This is a genomic window from Commensalibacter sp. Nvir, from assembly GCF_963921845.1.
Lineage (GTDB): Bacteria > Pseudomonadota > Alphaproteobacteria > Acetobacterales > Acetobacteraceae > Commensalibacter.
In genome coordinates this window covers 1-16,095 of sequence record NZ_CAWUGZ010000013.1, presented here as the reverse complement: position 1 = coordinate 16,095, position 16,095 = coordinate 1, and the positions used below count along the sequence as shown (strand labels likewise).

Here is a 16,095-nt window from a genome sequence, read left to right as displayed (position 1 = left end):
TCCATTTATCTTTTCTTTTCTTTATTTAAACTTATATTTTATTGTAAGATTATCTTAACTGGATAATGAAATTTAATATAATGGTTTTTTATAGAAGGTAAGATGAACATACGTTTTAAAAGCTTGTTGTATAACGTTAACTTAATATTTTAAAGCATAAGTTGATTATTTAATTAAGATTGAAGGATGGTGGCTAATGGCTGGATTACATCCAATTTTGGTAGTTGATGATGACCCAAAATTAACAGAAACTTTATCTGAACAACTTGAAATGAATGGCGAGTTCGAAGTCCATGGTGTCGGTTCCGCTAATGAGGCTAAAACTATTATTTTTGACCCTGACAACCATTTTGATGCAATTATCTTGGATGTTATGTTACCCGATGGAAATGGATGCGAATTATGTGCGTATCTTCGTAAAGAAAATTGTAGAACCCCGATCATATTGTTAACGGGATCGGATGATGAAGATGACGTAGTTAGAGGACTTGACGCAGGAGGAAACGATTATATTTCTAAACCTTTCCGAATTGCTGAACTTTTAGCCCGTCTAAGAGCACAAATGCGAATTTATGAGAATAGTGAAGACGCCGTTTTTAATATCGGTCCTTATGCTTTTAGACCCTCTTCCAAATTATTGCAGGAAAACAATACCAATAAACGTATTAGACTTACTGAGAAAGAAGCTGCAATTTTAAAATTTTTATATCGTTCTGGTACTCGATCTGTACCGAGACAAGTTTTGTTGAATGAGGTTTGGGGCTACAATTCAGCCGTTACTACACATACTCTAGAAACTCATATTTATCGTTTAAGACAGAAAATTGAGTTGGATCCTGCAAATGTAAGTTTGCTTATTACCGATGCAGGAGGCTACCGTTTGAGTTCCATTATTGATAAATAACAAATTTTGATTATCTAATAATTATGGGGTCTTTATTATCAAGTTACAAATCTATTTCTAACGTAATAGGGACATGATCTGAAGGCCTTTCCCAATTTCTGACTTCTTTGTAAATTTCTACGGCTTTAAGAGAGGGTTTCAAATTATTGCTGATCCATAGATGATCCAATCGTCGTCCTCTATTAGATTTTTCCCAATCTCTGTTGCGATAGGACCACCACGTATAAATTTTTTCTGGAGGTAAAATACATGTTCTTACAGCGTCGGTAAAACCTGTATTCATCCAATTTAAGAGTTTATTAGTTTCAATAGGGGTATGGCTAACGACGTTTAATAATTGTTTATGATTCCACACATCATGCTCTAAAGGAGCAATGTTAAGATCACCCACAAGAATAGTATTTTCTTGAGGGTTAAGCTTGAACCATTCGGTTGCTTCATCAATAAAATTAAGCTTATGCTTAAATTTTGGGTTTAATTGAGGATCGGGCACGTCACCGCCAGCAGGTACGTAAAAATTATGGAGATGGAAATAGTTTTTTTGATACTCGAAACGTATCATGATGTGTCTACAATCGTCTTTACCACACCAACGATGATTAAATGAAGGGATTTCAAACGGTAAGGTTGATAAAATACAAACCCCATTATAACTTTTCATTCCTTTGTAACACAAATGTTTATACCCTAAAGTTTTTAAATCGTTACCAGGAAATAATGTGTCTTGGACTTTAGTTTCTTGTAAACATATTATTTCTGGTCTGTTACGAGCTAATAAGGTAGTTAACAAAGGTAATCGTAAACGTAATGAATTAATATTCCAACTCATAATCTTCATAATCAATGGTGCTTTCTTAAATATACTTTTTACGGCTTAATCATAAAATAAGGGTTTATCATCCTAGAGAAAATGACGAAATAGGTTTCATAAATACCCTAGTAAATTACTATTTTTAATTTTGTCCACTATTAAGCTTGACACAGACTTTTTAAGTATATTTGTACCTTGAAATGAGGTTTAAGAAATGTTAATAAAAAATAAAATCTTTTATAATCAATAACTTAATAACAATGACTATTTTTTAGGCAAATCATGTTAAGTGCTTGATAAACAGCCTATAAAATCCTTAATTGCACTATTAATCCATAGAGTTATCCACAGGATCAGTGGAGAACTGATCTAAGTCTTGGAAAATAAACAATATCTGATGAAATGCTTAAAAACGCACACAGAGAGTATTAATGAATCAAAAAAAACTTGATTCTCCAGAGTCGCTCCAAGGTATAAATGCCATAAAAGAGGCTCTTAAAACAATGCCTTCAAGAGCGGGGGTTTACCGAATGGTAAATCGCACGGGAGAAGTCTTATACGTAGGAAAAGCAAAGGATCTCAAAAAAAGAGTGACGTCTTATACGCGTTTGGCACCGCTTACGGAGCGTATAAAGAAAATGGTCTCTCAAACCGCCTCTATGGAGATTATAACGACTTATACTGAAGCAGAAGCGCTTTTGTTAGAAGCAAATTTAATCAAAAGTTTAAAGCCAAGATATAATATTTTACTTAGAGACGACAAAACCTATCCTTGGTTAGTTGTTACTAAAGAAAAATGGCCTCGAATTGATAAACATAGGGGTAAAATTGATAAGGATAATGAATATTGGGGCCCATTTGCTTCGGGTTGGGCGGTTAACCAAACGTTGGAGCTATTACAAAAGTTATTTTTACTGCGAACCTGTAGCGATGCGGTATTCAATTCTCGAAAGCGTCCTTGCCTTCTTTTTCAAATTAAACGTTGTTCAGGTCCGTGTGATAATCGCATTGCTCAAGGAGATTATCTACAATTGGTTAATCAAGCGAAATCATTTTTATCGGGTCAGATGACTGTGGTAAAGGATCGGCTTATCTCTGAAATGGAAAAGGCTGTAGCTTGTCTTGATTACGAAAAAGCAGCTGCCCTTCGTGATCGTATACGTGGATTCACGTATGTTCAAAGCAGTGGAGTAATTAATCCTGCTTCTCTTTATAATGCGGATATTTTTGCTCTTTATCAGATTGGTTCGCTTTGTTGTATACAAGTCTTTTTTATAAGAGGTGGGAGAAACAACGGTAATAGAGCCTTTTATCCTGTTCATACGGAGGAACAGTCGCCAGCAGAAATTCTTTCTGCCTTTTTGGGACAATTTTATGATAATAAATCTCCAGCTGAACAGATTTTATTGAGTAATGAGCCCAATGAACGTTCTTTATTACGCGAAGCTTTAACTCTCAAAGCAGGGTACTCAGTGACCATTTCAATACCAAAACGTGGAGAAAAGAAAGCGGTAATTGATCATGCAATTGAGAATGCTAAAGGAGCTTTAGAACGTAAACTAGCAGAAACACAATCTCAGATTGCGTTATTAAAACAAATCAAAGAGTTATTCAATCTTTCTACCTTGCCTAACCGAATAGAAGTTTATGATAACAGTCATATTATGGGCTCTTATGCTTACGGAGTTATGATCGTTGCTGGAAGAGAAGGATTTATTAAGTCTGCTTATCGTAAATTTATGATAAAATCCTCCATAAGCCCTGGAGATGATGTGGGTATGATGAAAGAAGTATTGTTTAGGCGTTTTCGAAAAGGTAATGAAAAAGAAAATTGGCCTGACATTTTACTTATTGATGGTGGGGCGGGTCAGTTTTCAGCTGTAGAAACTATCTTAAACGAACTTGGAATAAAAAACATACAGCTAGTTTGTATTGCAAAGGGTAGAGAACGAAATTCAGGAAGAGAATGGTTTTTTACCAAAAATCGTCAACCTTTTCAGCTCCCTCCTCGTGATCCTGTCTTATACTACTTACAACGCTTAAGGGATGAAGCGCACCGTTTTGCAATTACGACCCATCGTAACAGTCGCGTTAAATCAATTGAGCGTTCGGAATTGGACAATATACCAGGGATAGGAACCCATAGAAAACGTACCCTATTAAATCATTTTGGTTCTTCAAAAGGAGTTAAAGAAGCGAGTATTACGGATATTGAATCTGTTCCAGGAATAAGCAAGGTTCTAGCAGAAACCATTTACGGGTTTTTTCGCCCGGATTGGAACAATAAAAAAATGTAAAGTTTTGATTGTTGTTTTAACTAAAAATAGAATATAAAAAAAGAAGAGTTTATAAGTGTAAAGGCTGTTGTTCACAATTCGAAAATAATGTCATGTTCTATAACCTACCCAATTGTTTGACTTTATCACGTATTATTGTCATACCTATATTGGCAATTTTGGTTATGATACATAGACCATTAACGGATTTAGCTGCGTGTATTTTATTTATTATTGCTGGAGTCACAGATTATTTAGATGGGAAAATAGCTAGAGCGTGGTCTCAACTCTCGGAAATTGGACGTATGCTCGATCCTATAGCAGATAAATTGTTGATTGGTATTCTATTAATTGCTATGGCAGCTTACCATCATTTGCCTTATGCTGGATTGATACCCGCAATGATTATATTGTTTCGGGAAATACTGGTCAGTGGGTTAAGAGAATTTTTAGCTTCATCACATGTTGGATTACCGGTTACAAAATTAGCTAAGTGGAAAACAATGTTTCAAATGATTGCGATAGGTTTTTTATTAGCAGGAAATAGCAGTGCGAAATTACTTGCGATGCCTTGGATACCGGTTGAACTTATTGGAGCAATGTTATTATGGATATCCGCTCTGTTAACGCTTATTACAGGATGGAGTTATTTTAATATAGGTATGAAATTTATAAATAATAGAAAAGATTCATCATTTGTTAAGTAATTTTTTTGAGCTGTTTTAGCGGTAAAAGCACTTTCCCATAGGTAGTAATAGTATTTTATTTGGAGAATCTCAATGCGGAGTTCGGCTGCGTTTGCTGCGCCTTTGATAGTATTTTTAACACTTAGCGGTTGTTCAGGGCTTGATAAATTTTTTGACGACACCGTTACTTTATCTGGATCGAATCCAGATGCTCCCAAAGGAGATTCAGAAAATTTATTAAGAGCAAGAGGGAAATTTGTGGATACTGCTCCTATATTGCAACAAACAGGCAATATATGGCCTTCTCGTCCGCCTGCTTTGCCAACACTAAGTGATGTTTCAAGTGATGAAAAAGATTTCTCACTTTCTGACTATAGCAAAGCATCCGGCGCAGATACCGAAGTTGTAAACCACGGTCAAGGTTCCGATAAATTGCTTCCATCTGATTTTCCTGAAAATGGAAAGATGGATTTTGGTGAAAAACGTTTTATTAAAAAAGGTGTTCTGGATTTTGGGAATGGTGTTTTACCTGACCACATTGAAGATCGTGCCCCTCAGTATATAAAAAGAAATGAAGAAGAGGACAAATCGGTGGTTATTTCAAATGGCGACGGAACGAGTACAGTTATTGATCCAAAAGGTATGGTTAAAATTGTAAAAGATAAAGAGCTTGGTTCAAAAACTGGAACTACTCGAAAATCTAACAAAAGATAAGGATTTATTTATTGCCAATGTTTTAAAACATTATAAATCGTGTGGGTGAGTAATGATAAATCCTTTGGAGAAATAGTAAAAGCGGGGGTTAAATAAATAATAGTTCTAAACGGCCTTATCCAGACATTTGCCTTAATAAATTCCTGTTTCAATTGTTCAAGATCGTTTAATTTATAAAGTTCAACCACACCAATTGCACCCAATACACGAACGTTTTTAACAAGAGGTAAGTTGCGACAAGGAGCAAGTTCTTTTTCAAGTTGAAATTGAATTTGTTCTACATTTGATCGCCATGAATATTGTTCAAACACATCCAACGAAGCATTTGCGCAAGCACATCCTAATGGATTGCCCATAAAGGTTGGTCCATGCATGAGGGCCATTTCATATTGCGTTGATAAAAATGCGTTATAAATTAAATCGTTCGTAACGGTGGCAGCAAGTGCCATTGTTCCACCCGTTAACGCTTTGGAGAGTGTAATAATATCGGGAATGATATCCGCTTGGTCGCACGCAAAAAAACTTCCTGTACGACCAAAACCGGTGAAGATTTCATCTAATATAAATAATAAATCGTAACGTTTGCATTGTTTATTTAAATATTGCAACGTTTCAGGCGTATGAAAGATCATCCCACCAGCACCTTGAACCAAAGGTTCAATAATGATTGCGGCTAGGTTGTTGTGATTTTTTTCTAAAAATTTTTCAAAATCTGCTTTGGAGTGTGCAGGTACTGGTAAAGGCAAAACAGGTTGCTTGGTGATTACGTTTTTAAATAGGCTATGCATTCCTTCGATAGGGTCACAGATTGCCATTGTAGCGAAGGTATCGCCATGATAGCCTCCGAAAAAGCTAAGAATTTTATTTTTTTGTTTTTTATTATGGTTAATCCAAAACTGGACGGCAATTTTAAGAGCTACTTCGACCGAAACCGAACCAGAATCGGAAAAAAAAACTTTATTCAAATCGCCTGGAAGAATGTTGCATAAACGTTTAGAAAGTTCCAAGGCAGGTTGATGAACAATACCTCCAAACATAATATGAGGCATTATCTCAAGCTGTTTTTGTGCTTTTTGAATGATATAAGGGTGATTATAGCCATGGCAAGCTGTCCACCATGAAGCAATACCATCAACCAGTTCTTTTCCATCCTCTAAAATAATACGAGAGCCTAAAGTTTTAGCCGCTTTTAGTGGCTTATTGGCAGTTTGCATTTGAGTATAAGGTAACCAAAGGGAATTGTACTCTATTTCATTCATGATAATTAATGCTATTAAAAAACTGAAACCATCGAAACTTACGTCATTTTATAGAGTTATTAAATAGGTTAGTGCATGTATGACTTTAATAATTTTTTTGACTACGCTTTGTCTAAGAGAAAAGACAGTGAAAATTTAAGGCAACTTCAACAATTTCAATTGAAGGATACGTTGCATTTTACTTTAAACGGTAAGCAATATGTTAATTTTTCCACTAATGATTATTTAGGATTGGCTTGCGATTCTCGTCTTAAACGGTTAAGTAAACATTATCTTGATCAGTGGGGGATAGGATATGCCGCTTCAAGATTAATTACTGGTAATAGCAATTGTTATTCAGAATTAGAACGTGGCTTAGCAAATTATCTTGGCGCTGAAGCAACTTTAATATTCGCTTCAGGTTGGCAGGCCAATGTTGCAGTGTTAAGCAGTTTGTTAGAAAACTTACCAAAACCTGTGTGGGTTATAACCGATAAATTTAATCATGCGAGTTTACATTATGGATGTAAACTCGCCCAAAGCAAGCAAATACGTTTTCGACATAATGATATGGACCATTTACGGCATAGATTGCTATCTATTCAGTCTGAAAAGGGGTCAAGATTAATTGTTACAGAAACCTTGTTTAGTATGGATGGTGATCTACTGGATTTACCAACTATACGTCAAATTTCTGATGAATTTAAAGCTTTTCTTTATCTTGATGATGCCCATGCTACGGGGGTATATGGTAAGCACGGTAAAGGTCTGGCCCCTGGTTATGCGGATTTAATTATGGGCACTTTCAGTAAGGCGTGGGGTGGTTTCGGTGCCTATGTCGCTGGATCCAAAAGTTTATGTGATTGGTTAATTAACTTTTGCTCTGGATTTATTCATACCACAGCCATACCTCCCTCGGTCATAGGAGCTATTGCTGGGGCTTTGGAAACAATGCCGCTGCTGGAGCATAAAAGGATTCTTTTAAAAAACTATTCTCAAAAAGTTCTTACAACTTTAAATGCTATGGGAATATTAACAGGAACATGTAATTCTTATATTATACCTTTGATGACTCATGATTCGAAATTGGCTTTGAATTGGTCTGCTTATCTGAAAAATCAAGGGATATGGATACCGCCTATACGGTACCCAACAGTGGCAAAAAATGCATCCCGATTACGTCTTACTTTAAGTGCAGCCCATCAAGAACATGAGATAGAACATTTGTTGGATGTGATACAAAAATCGTTGCATGTTTTTCCACAACTAAAGCAAAATTGATTGGTATACTGATGAAACTACTTTTTGTTCATGGATGGGGATATTCTAAAGCGTTTTGGAAGCCATTGATCAATTATTTTGAACCACAACAATTTGATCTGTTGGATCTTGGGTTTTTTAAAAATTTGAAAACAACGCATAAAATGCTTGAGGATTTTGGTGAACATCAGCACAATTATATTGTTGTTGGTCACTCTTTGGGATTAATGTATGTGTTAAATCATTTTCCCTCTCAATTTCATCGATATATTGGCATAAATAGTTTTCTCTGTTTTGTTCAAAAAAATGATTTTAAAGAAGGCGTGCCCAAAAGAATTCTTGAAAAAATGTTGTATCAAATAACAAGAGAGCCACTTAAGGTGCTTGAAGAATTTTATCGGCGATGCGGATATAAGAACTTTGTTTTGCCGAGTGAAGAGCAATTAGATGTAAAGCAGCTACGTTTTGGCTTGCAGTTATTAATTGGACTTGATCTGAGAGATAAGTTGAAAAAAATAGGGGGGAAATTAACGGTCATTACTTCTGAGGGAGATCCTATAGTGTCAAAGCCTATGGTAGTAGAATCGTTTAAAGACCAAAAAGTGCAATGGCTTAGCGACAATACTCATTTATTACCTTACACCCAACCAAAAAAATGTGCGGATCTTATTAAGGAAATATTACGAGCCAATGGCTAATTACAAAGATACAATTACGAAAGCATTTGATCAAGCGCATTTGTATGACCAATACGCAAGAGTTCAAAAAATCTCAGCACAAAAATTGGTTACAAACATTAAGAAAAATTTTAATAAAAAGTTCCCTCCTCAAACCATTCTTGAAATAGGCTGCGGGACTGGATTTTTAACTCAACATCTTTTGCGTGCATTTCCTGAAGCTCGTATTGTTGCCTCTGACATTTCGCCAAAAATGCTTAAACGAGCTCAAGAAAAATTTGGCGACGCGCATACGAGATTGAGTTATCGCGTATTAGATGGTGAAACTATACAAACAAACGATCGTTATGACTTGATTTGCTCAAATTTTACGTTTCAATGGTTTCAAAATTTAGAAAAAGGGTTAGTAAATTGCGTATCTCTGTTAAATCCTAATGGCTGTTTAGTTTTTTCAACATTAACACGTAGTAGTTTCTTAGAATGGCAAGAAATTTTTATTAGAAATAACGTTAATAATCTTTTTTCACATTATCCTTCTTTTGAAGCATTGCAAGCAATCTATATTAATGGAAGTTCTTCTCAATGGAAAAGAGAAACATTGATAGATTTAACAATGGATGGATTAAATTTTTTCAAAGAACTTAAAAGGATAGGCGCTGGTACACTGCATGATCATAGTAGCCCTGTTAAAGTGGGCTCTTTAAAACATGTCATCAAAGAATTTAATAAAGAATACCAGTACACTACTTATGAAATTGCCATTGGTCTTTTTAAGCATTTTCCTTGCAAGGGGTTTTTCGTCACAGGCACCGATACGGAAGTGGGGAAAACGTTTGCTGCTTCTTGTTTAGTAAAGGCGCTGAAGGCCGTATATTGGAAACCTATTCAAACAGGGTTAAACTGTGACCATGGTGACAGCATTACAGTTAAACAGCTTACGCGTTGTTCGGACACGCAAATTATACCACCGTGCATTGAATTGGCGGCTCCTTTATCGCCAGAAGAAGCTGCAAAGCAAGATTCACAAACGATTGACATACACACCGTTCAGTTTCCAAATTATGGTTCTGATTCACCAATTATTGTTGAGGGGGCAGGAGGCATTTTAGTTCCGTTATCCTTTAATTATTATATGATTGATTTAATGAAAAAGTTTAACTTACCCGTTATTCTTGTGTCCAGAACCAGCTTGGGAACGATCAATCATACCCTTATGAGCTTACAAATTTTAAGACAAAATGGCTTGCAAATTGCTGGGGTTATATTAAACGGAACGCTTGATCCTAGTAATAAAAAAGCTATTGAATCCCATGGTCGTATCAACATTATTGCAGAATTTGAACATTTTGACACGATAACCCCAACAATCATTGATAGATGCGCAAAAAAGCTAGCATCTGAATGGGTAAACCAGTTAATGGCTTAGGGTTAACTCTTTAGATATTGAAATAGCAATTGACAAATATAAAAAAAAACGTAAGAACAAGGAAGTAGTTAAGGGGTCATTGCAAAAAATACAAATTGTAATTTTTATGGCTAATGGCATTAGCTTAATAGAATGAGGATAATATGGCAAAAAGTAATACAATACAAATTAAACTTCTTTCGAGTGCAGAAACTGGTTTTTTTTATGTAACCAGAAAAAATGCGCGCGCTCATACTGGCAAGATGGAATTAAAAAAATACGATCCAGTTGTACGCAAACATGTAGTGTTTCGGGAATCAAAAATTAAATAATTAAAAAAAGCTGAAAATTATTTCAGCTTTTTTTAATATAAATGATCATTCGCTTTATAGGGTATGATAATTTCGTCGCTTTGAGCAAAGCTCAGCATTACTCTTGTACGTTCATCCAATAAATCTTTATCCACATTATTTTTGAGGCCTTCAACGCGCCTAGCCCAAGCTTGTTGTTCCAATTGAGCATCCTTCTGGGCATTTTGGGCTTCAATTAATACGTTTTGTTGGATTTTATAACTGTGAAACCCATGTTCGCCGTTTAACGTATTCCATCCGAAATAAGCAGTCAAGCCAAGAAAAAAAAGTGGAGGGGTCAGTGCTTTAATTGTTTTTTTACAATAGTAAACAACGCGCATTGAACCCTCCACTAAATTAAATGCATACATAATCCACTAAACAAAGGTTTAATGGGTTAGAAAATTTTAAAGTATTTCTAAAGCTTTAAAAGCATTACGTCCGGCATAGCGAGCGGAACTTCCCAAATCCTCTTCGATACGTATAAGTTGATTGTATTTTGCAATACGATCGGAACGAGATAAAGAACCTGTTTTAATTTGACCTGCATTGGTAGCCACGGCCAAATCGGCAATGGTTGCATCCTCAGTTTCACCAGAGCGATGGCTAACAACCGTAGTATATCCGTGTCGGTGGGCAAGCTCCATTGCTCTAAAAGTTTCGGTTAACGTACCAATTTGGTTAACTTTAACCAATAAAGAATTACCGATATTTTGTTTAATACCTCTTGCTAATCTTTCTGGATTTGTAACAAAAATATCATCACCAACCAATTGAACTTTATTTCCAAGTCTATTGGTCAATTCTGCCCAACCTTCCCAGTCATCTTCAGAACATCCATCTTCAGCGGATATAATTGGAAAATTATTGCAAAGGTCGGCAATGTAATCCACCATTTGGCTAGAGTTTAAAATCTTTCCTTCTCCGGTCATATTATATTTACCGTCTTTAAAAAATTCAGAAGACGCTAGATCCAATGCAAGAGAAATTTCTTCACCAGGTTTATACCCTGCTTTTTCAATGGCTTTCATAATATATGATAAAGCTTCGTTTGCGGATTTTAGGTTGGGTGCGAAGCCACCTTCATCTCCTACGCTTGTATTCAACCCCGCAGCATGCAAATCCTTTTTTAAAGTATGAAAAACTTCCGACCCCATCCGAACCGCTTCATTAATGGAAGATGCACCATGAGGAACAATCATAAACTCTTGAATATCTATTGGATTGTCTGCATGTTTACCACCGTTAACAATGTTCATCATAGGCACTGGCAATACATGAGCATAGGGTGAGCCAATGTAGCGGTATAAAGGTATATCCAATTCCAAAGCGGATGCTTTTGCAGCAGCAAGCGACACGGCCAACATCCCGTTCGCACCTAAGCGCCCTTTATTGGGTGTGCCATCAAGATCAATCATTGTTTGGTCAATTAGGATTTGATCAAGAGATTCCAATCCAACAACAGCTTCTAAAATTTCGCTATTAACGTTGTTAACAGCCTTTAAAACACCTTTGCCAAAATAGCGATTTTTGTCGTCATCGCGTAATTCAACGGCTTCATGTATCCCCGTTGATGCACCAGAAGGAACTGCTGCTCTTCCGATGATACCCGTTTCTAACTCAACATCAACTTCAACGGTTGGAGTACCGCGGCTATCGAGAATTTCCCGTGCGATAATATCAACAATTGCACTCATATTTTATCCTAACGTTCCGTATTATCATTAACTACAAAGGTAGCGACATTTATTGTATTTTTTGCTTACAATAAACTATTACGACTTAGAGTCTTACTCATGCAAAGAGTAGTCTTTGTCAAATATCTAAAAAGTATAATCACTATGTGTTTATTTTACCAGCACTTAGGTAACATCTTAAAATAATAATTTTTTAAGAAAATGGGAAACATCCAAAATAAAGAAATAATGTTTGTCACTTTGGGTTAATTTTATCGAAGGCACTCTAAGGATTATTAGCGAACATTGTATATATTTTGATTAAAATTAACTTTGTTTTTTTCTTATCCAATAGTCGGTTTATTTTTTTAGTTATTAATTTCTAAGCTTGAAAATTATCATGAGTATTAAAAATTTATATATCACATATTTTAGATACGAACTCAGCTAATTTTTTTTACAACAACAGTAAACGATATAGTTTTCTTAGGAAAAAATCTTATTAATAAAGTCTTTTCGAATGCGTTATTTTTATGTTGATTAATTCTAATCTTAAAATTAGCTAATAGAGTTAGTCTTATGATTTGATAATGGAATCAATTTGTTTTAATTGTTCCAAAAGAAACGGAAGATCAGCAATATCAATCATATTAGGTCCATCGCTCGGTGCATGGTCAGGATCTTCGTGGGTTTCTAAAAATAGGGCTGCAACCCCGACTGCAATGGCAGCACGGGCTAAATAAGAGACGAATTCTCTTTGACCTCCCGAGGAATTCCCCATACCACCGGGTTGTTGAACGGAGTGCGTTGCATCAAAGACGACAGGATATCCTGTCTGAGCCATAATGGGTAGGCCGCGCATGTCGCTTACCAAAGTGTTGTAACCAAAAGAAGTGCCTCGGTCACACAATAAAATATTATTATTGCCTGTAGAAGCAATTTTTTCGGCCACGTTTTTCATATCCCAAGGAGCCAAAAACTGCCCTTTTTTAATATTAATCGCTTTGTTTGTGTTTGCAGCAGCTATTAATAAATCGGTTTGTCTGCACAAAAAAGCAGGTATTTGTAGCACGTCAACTACCTCAGCAACTTCTGCACACTGGGCTGGTAAATGCACATCGGTCAGTATAGGCAGTCCTAAATTAGATTTTACTTCTTGTAAAATACGTAAACCTCTTTCAATGCCTAATCCTCTTTTCGTTTGTATACTGGTTCGATTGGCTTTATCAAATGAACTTTTGTAAATTAAATTGATGGATAATTTGAGGCATATTTCCTTTAATCTTGCGCCGATTTCGAGGGCATGATCCAAAGATTCAATTTGGCAGGGTCCTGCGATAAGTGTGAAGGGTAAATGATTAGCTAGAGTTAACGAGCCTACGTTGACAAATTTATTGTTCATTTTTTAACTTTCCTTGGTCAAGCGCTGCTTTGATGAAACTAGAGAATAGCGGGTGGGGAGCAAACGGCTTTGATTTAAGTTCCGGGTGAAATTGAACAGCGATAAACCAAGGATGGTCGGGATATTCTACAATTTCTGGTAAAACTTTGTCTGGGGATAGGCCTGAAAAAATCAATCCAGCCTTTTCAATCTGCTGTTTATACTGAATATTCACTTCATAACGGTGGCGGTGGCGTTCTTTTATTTCGTTTTGTTTGTATATTTCTGCTACTTTTGAATGAGGGGATAAAACAGCAGTATAAGCACCTAGACGCATCGTACCCCCCATTTTGTCTCCAGAATAGTGTCTCTTAACTTGTCCTGAATCTATCCATTCTGTTAATAGGCCTACGACTGGTTCTCCTGTAGGACCAAACTCAGAGGAAGAAGCGTTTGGCAATCCGGCTAAGTTTCGTGCGCATTCAATAACCGCCAATTGCATACCAAAGCAAATGCCAAAATAAGGTTTTTTGCTTTCTCTTGCATAATGAATAGCCTTGATTTTTCCTTCGCTTCCTCTTTCTCCAAAAGCCCCTGGCACCAATATGGCAGATACATTTTCAAAAAATGGTGTTAAATTATCGTTAATTTCAAGTTGTTCGGCTTCTATCCATTTAATGTTGACTCTGACGCGGTTGGCAATACCTCCATGCAATAGAGCTTCGATAAGGGATTTATAACTGTCGATTAGAGAAGTATATTTGCCAACGATTGCGATCGTCACTTGTCCTTGGGGATGACGCAACGCATCTACAATACGATGCCATTTCTCTAAATTAGGCTCTTTTTCATAAGGAAGTTTAAAATGGTGAAGAACTTCTGTATCTAACCCTTCCTCATGATAGGCAATGGGGCAGGCGTAAATGGTATCAATATCCAAAGCTGCAACGACTGATTCAGACCTTACGTTACAGAAATTTGCAATTTTTTGTCGTTCGTTCTTAGGGATAGGTCTGTCGCAACGGCATAAAAGAATTTGCGGTTGTATTCCTACATTTTGCAGTTCTTTAACAGAATGTTGGGTTGGTTTTGTTTTAAGTTCCCCTGCAGAAGCGATCCAAGGTACAAGCGTTAAATGCATGAATAATGTATGATCGGGTTTAAGATCATTTCGCAATTGGCGTATTGCTTCTAAAAAAGGTAAGCTTTCAATATCTCCAACGGTACCACCGATTTCAACAAGCATAAAATCAGTATCACCCGCGTTATGTAAAATAACAGATTTGATGGCATTGGTGATATGCGGTATGACCTGCACAGTCGCTCCTAAATAGTCACCACGCCTTTCTCTCATGATGACATCGGAATAAATACGACCTGTTGTTGCATTATCATGTTGAGAAGCACTAACCCCTGTAAAGCGTTCGTAATGACCCAAATCAAGATCGGTTTCTGCCCCATCGTCCGTAACAAAAACTTCGCCATGTTGGTAAGGACTCATGGTTCCGGGGTCCACATTGAGGTAAGGATCCAGTTTTCTTAAACGAACAGAATAACCTCTAGCTTGTAATAAACTAGCAAGCGCAGCAGAGGCTATTCCTTTACCCAACGAAGACACAACACCACCTGTGATGAATACATAACGTGTCATAAAAGTTCTCTTTACAATAACTGAGGCAATTTACAAAAATAATATTTATTTTAGGGGTGCTGTTTTGTTGGTTGATTGAGGTTGAGCTAAGATATCATTTGATCTAAGAGAGCCTCCTTTATTAAGAATGGCCATGGCCAAACATAAAACCATAAATAATAGTGCCAGTACGGATGTTGTTCTGGTAAGTAAATTGGTAGTACCACGACCAGTCATAAAAGAACCCATGCCTTGGCTACTGCCAATACCGAGACCACCACCTTCGCTACGTTGAATTAAAACAACGCCTATTAAGGCAATAGTTACAATTAAATGTAGGATTAAAAGTATGGTCATCATGATTTAATGGTGCTTTCGTTAGACGATAGAATGAAGATTACGTTAAAGCATTAGTTGAAGTTTTGTGCGATATCAATCAATTTAATAAAATCTTCGGGAATAAGACTAACGCCGCCTACTAATACTCCTCCCAATTGATCAATAGTGTATATATCACTAACGTTGTTAGGTTTTACAGAGCCACCATATAAAATTGTGATTTTTTTTCCAATTTCACCAAATTTTTCGCTTAATTTTTGACGAATAAGTGAAATGACTTCAGCAATTTCTTCGTTTTTAGCAGATATACCTGTTCCAATTGCCCACACGGGTTCATAGGCAATCATTCCTTCAAAATTTTCAGGAAGGGATTCGTTTAATTGTCGAGAAATAACTTGCTTATAGGTATTTGAATCGCGTTCTTCTTTCGTTTCACCTATACAGACGATAGGAACTAAACCTGCTTTTCGTGCAGCAGACGTTTTCTGCCTGACCGTTTCATCACTTTCGTGACAGTCTTTTCTTCGTTCGGAATGACCTAAGATAACATATTTTGCCCCTGTATCGCGAATCATAGCGGCAGAAATCTCACCCGTATGGGCGCCTTTATCAGCGGCATGGCAATTTTGTGCACCTAATTTCATAGACGAATTAGAAATTAATTTATTAACGTGATGCAATAACGTAAAAGGTGGGCAAATTACGATGGGCGCGCTATTTTGGTGTGTGTTGCTGTATTCTAATAGAG

General features: G+C 36.4%; 16 protein-coding genes. 8 read left to right on the top strand and 8 right to left on the bottom strand.

Going from position 1 to position 16,095, the window contains the following annotated elements:
* Positions 1 to 196 precede the first annotated feature (196 nt).
* Positions 197 to 904, top strand: coding sequence for a response regulator transcription factor (locus AABE15_RS00795; protein WP_338329378.1), 708 nt, complete (start codon positions 197 to 199; stop codon positions 902 to 904).
* A gap of 43 nt (positions 905 to 947) precedes the next feature.
* On the opposite strand, the gene xth is transcribed toward AABE15_RS00795, so the two are convergent.
* Complete coding sequence (gene xth / locus AABE15_RS00790; protein ID WP_338329377.1) at positions 948 to 1,742, bottom strand: exodeoxyribonuclease III; 795 nt, start codon at positions 1,740 to 1,742, stop codon at positions 948 to 950.
* A 404-nt stretch (positions 1,743 to 2,146) separates the two neighbouring features.
* On the opposite strand from xth, the gene uvrC reads away from it, so the two are divergent.
* From uvrC to AABE15_RS00775, 3 genes are all read left to right on the top strand, one after another.
* Entirely contained in the window at positions 2,147 to 4,012 is a 1,866-nt protein-coding gene (uvrC, locus tag AABE15_RS00785; RefSeq protein ID WP_338329376.1) for an excinuclease ABC subunit UvrC, read from the top strand.
* 92 nt (positions 4,013 to 4,104) lie between these two features.
* Positions 4,105 to 4,698 carry a CDP-diacylglycerol--glycerol-3-phosphate 3-phosphatidyltransferase gene (pgsA, locus tag AABE15_RS00780; RefSeq protein WP_338329375.1) on the top strand — a complete coding sequence of 198 codons (594 nt, stop codon included), beginning with the start codon at positions 4,105 to 4,107 and terminating at the stop codon, positions 4,696 to 4,698.
* Positions 4,699 to 4,770: 72 nt separating this feature from the next.
* Positions 4,771 to 5,391: a hypothetical protein gene (locus AABE15_RS00775; RefSeq protein ID WP_338329374.1), complete on the top strand. Its 621-nt coding sequence runs from the start codon at positions 4,771 to 4,773 to the stop codon at positions 5,389 to 5,391.
* An 8-nt stretch (positions 5,392 to 5,399) separates the two neighbouring features.
* Here the strand turns inward: AABE15_RS00775 and AABE15_RS00770 are convergent, their stop codons facing one another.
* On the bottom strand, positions 5,400 to 6,650 hold the full coding sequence (locus AABE15_RS00770) for an adenosylmethionine--8-amino-7-oxononanoate transaminase (RefSeq protein WP_338329373.1): 1,251 nt from the start codon (positions 6,648 to 6,650) through the stop codon (positions 5,400 to 5,402).
* A 75-nt stretch (positions 6,651 to 6,725) separates the two neighbouring features.
* Between AABE15_RS00770 and AABE15_RS00765 the strand changes: the two genes are divergently transcribed.
* The 4 genes from AABE15_RS00765 to rpmG all read left to right on the top strand — a co-directional run bounded on the left by AABE15_RS00765 (position 6,726) and on the right by rpmG (position 10,303).
* Positions 6,726 to 7,910: an aminotransferase class I/II-fold pyridoxal phosphate-dependent enzyme gene (locus AABE15_RS00765; protein ID WP_338329372.1), complete on the top strand. Its 1,185-nt coding sequence runs from the start codon at positions 6,726 to 6,728 to the stop codon at positions 7,908 to 7,910.
* Between the two features lie 11 nt (positions 7,911 to 7,921).
* On the top strand, positions 7,922 to 8,587 hold the full coding sequence (locus tag AABE15_RS00760) for an alpha/beta hydrolase (protein WP_338329371.1): 666 nt from the start codon (positions 7,922 to 7,924) through the stop codon (positions 8,585 to 8,587).
* Positions 8,580 to 9,992, top strand: coding sequence for a dethiobiotin synthase (gene bioD / locus AABE15_RS00755; RefSeq protein ID WP_338329370.1), 1,413 nt, complete (start codon positions 8,580 to 8,582; stop codon positions 9,990 to 9,992). Before AABE15_RS00760 ends, bioD begins: the two co-directional genes overlap by 8 nt.
* A 143-nt stretch (positions 9,993 to 10,135) precedes the next feature.
* Positions 10,136 to 10,303 carry a 50S ribosomal protein L33 gene (rpmG, locus tag AABE15_RS00750; protein ID WP_338329369.1) on the top strand — a complete coding sequence of 56 codons (168 nt, stop codon included), beginning with the start codon at positions 10,136 to 10,138 and terminating at the stop codon, positions 10,301 to 10,303.
* A 32-nt stretch (positions 10,304 to 10,335) separates the two neighbouring features.
* Here rpmG and AABE15_RS00745 read toward each other — a convergent pair whose 3' ends face one another.
* The 6 genes from AABE15_RS00745 to tpiA all read right to left on the bottom strand — a co-directional run.
* Positions 10,336 to 10,662 carry a septum formation initiator family protein gene (locus AABE15_RS00745; protein WP_338329368.1) on the bottom strand — a complete coding sequence of 109 codons (327 nt, stop codon included), beginning with the start codon at positions 10,660 to 10,662 and terminating at the stop codon, positions 10,336 to 10,338.
* A gap of 66 nt (positions 10,663 to 10,728) precedes the next feature.
* Positions 10,729 to 12,018, bottom strand: coding sequence for a phosphopyruvate hydratase (eno, locus tag AABE15_RS00740; RefSeq protein ID WP_338329367.1), 1,290 nt, complete (start codon positions 12,016 to 12,018; stop codon positions 10,729 to 10,731).
* Positions 12,019 to 12,574: 556 nt separating this feature from the next.
* The gene (gene kdsA, locus AABE15_RS00735; protein ID WP_338329366.1) at positions 12,575 to 13,399 is read right to left on the bottom strand and encodes a 3-deoxy-8-phosphooctulonate synthase; all 825 of its coding nucleotides are present in this window, start codon (positions 13,397 to 13,399) and stop codon (positions 12,575 to 12,577) included.
* On the bottom strand, positions 13,389 to 15,029 hold the full coding sequence (locus AABE15_RS00730; protein ID WP_338329365.1) for a CTP synthase: 1,641 nt from the start codon (positions 15,027 to 15,029) through the stop codon (positions 13,389 to 13,391). The genes kdsA and AABE15_RS00730 overlap by 11 nt, the downstream gene beginning before the upstream one ends.
* Positions 15,030 to 15,074: 45 nt before the next feature.
* Positions 15,075 to 15,368 carry a preprotein translocase subunit SecG gene (gene secG / locus AABE15_RS00725; protein ID WP_338329364.1) on the bottom strand — a complete coding sequence of 98 codons (294 nt, stop codon included), beginning with the start codon at positions 15,366 to 15,368 and terminating at the stop codon, positions 15,075 to 15,077.
* Between the two features lie 50 nt (positions 15,369 to 15,418).
* Positions 15,419 to 16,095 (bottom strand): triose-phosphate isomerase (gene tpiA, locus AABE15_RS00720; RefSeq protein ID WP_338329363.1); only part of this gene is annotated, 677 nt, incomplete at its 5' end.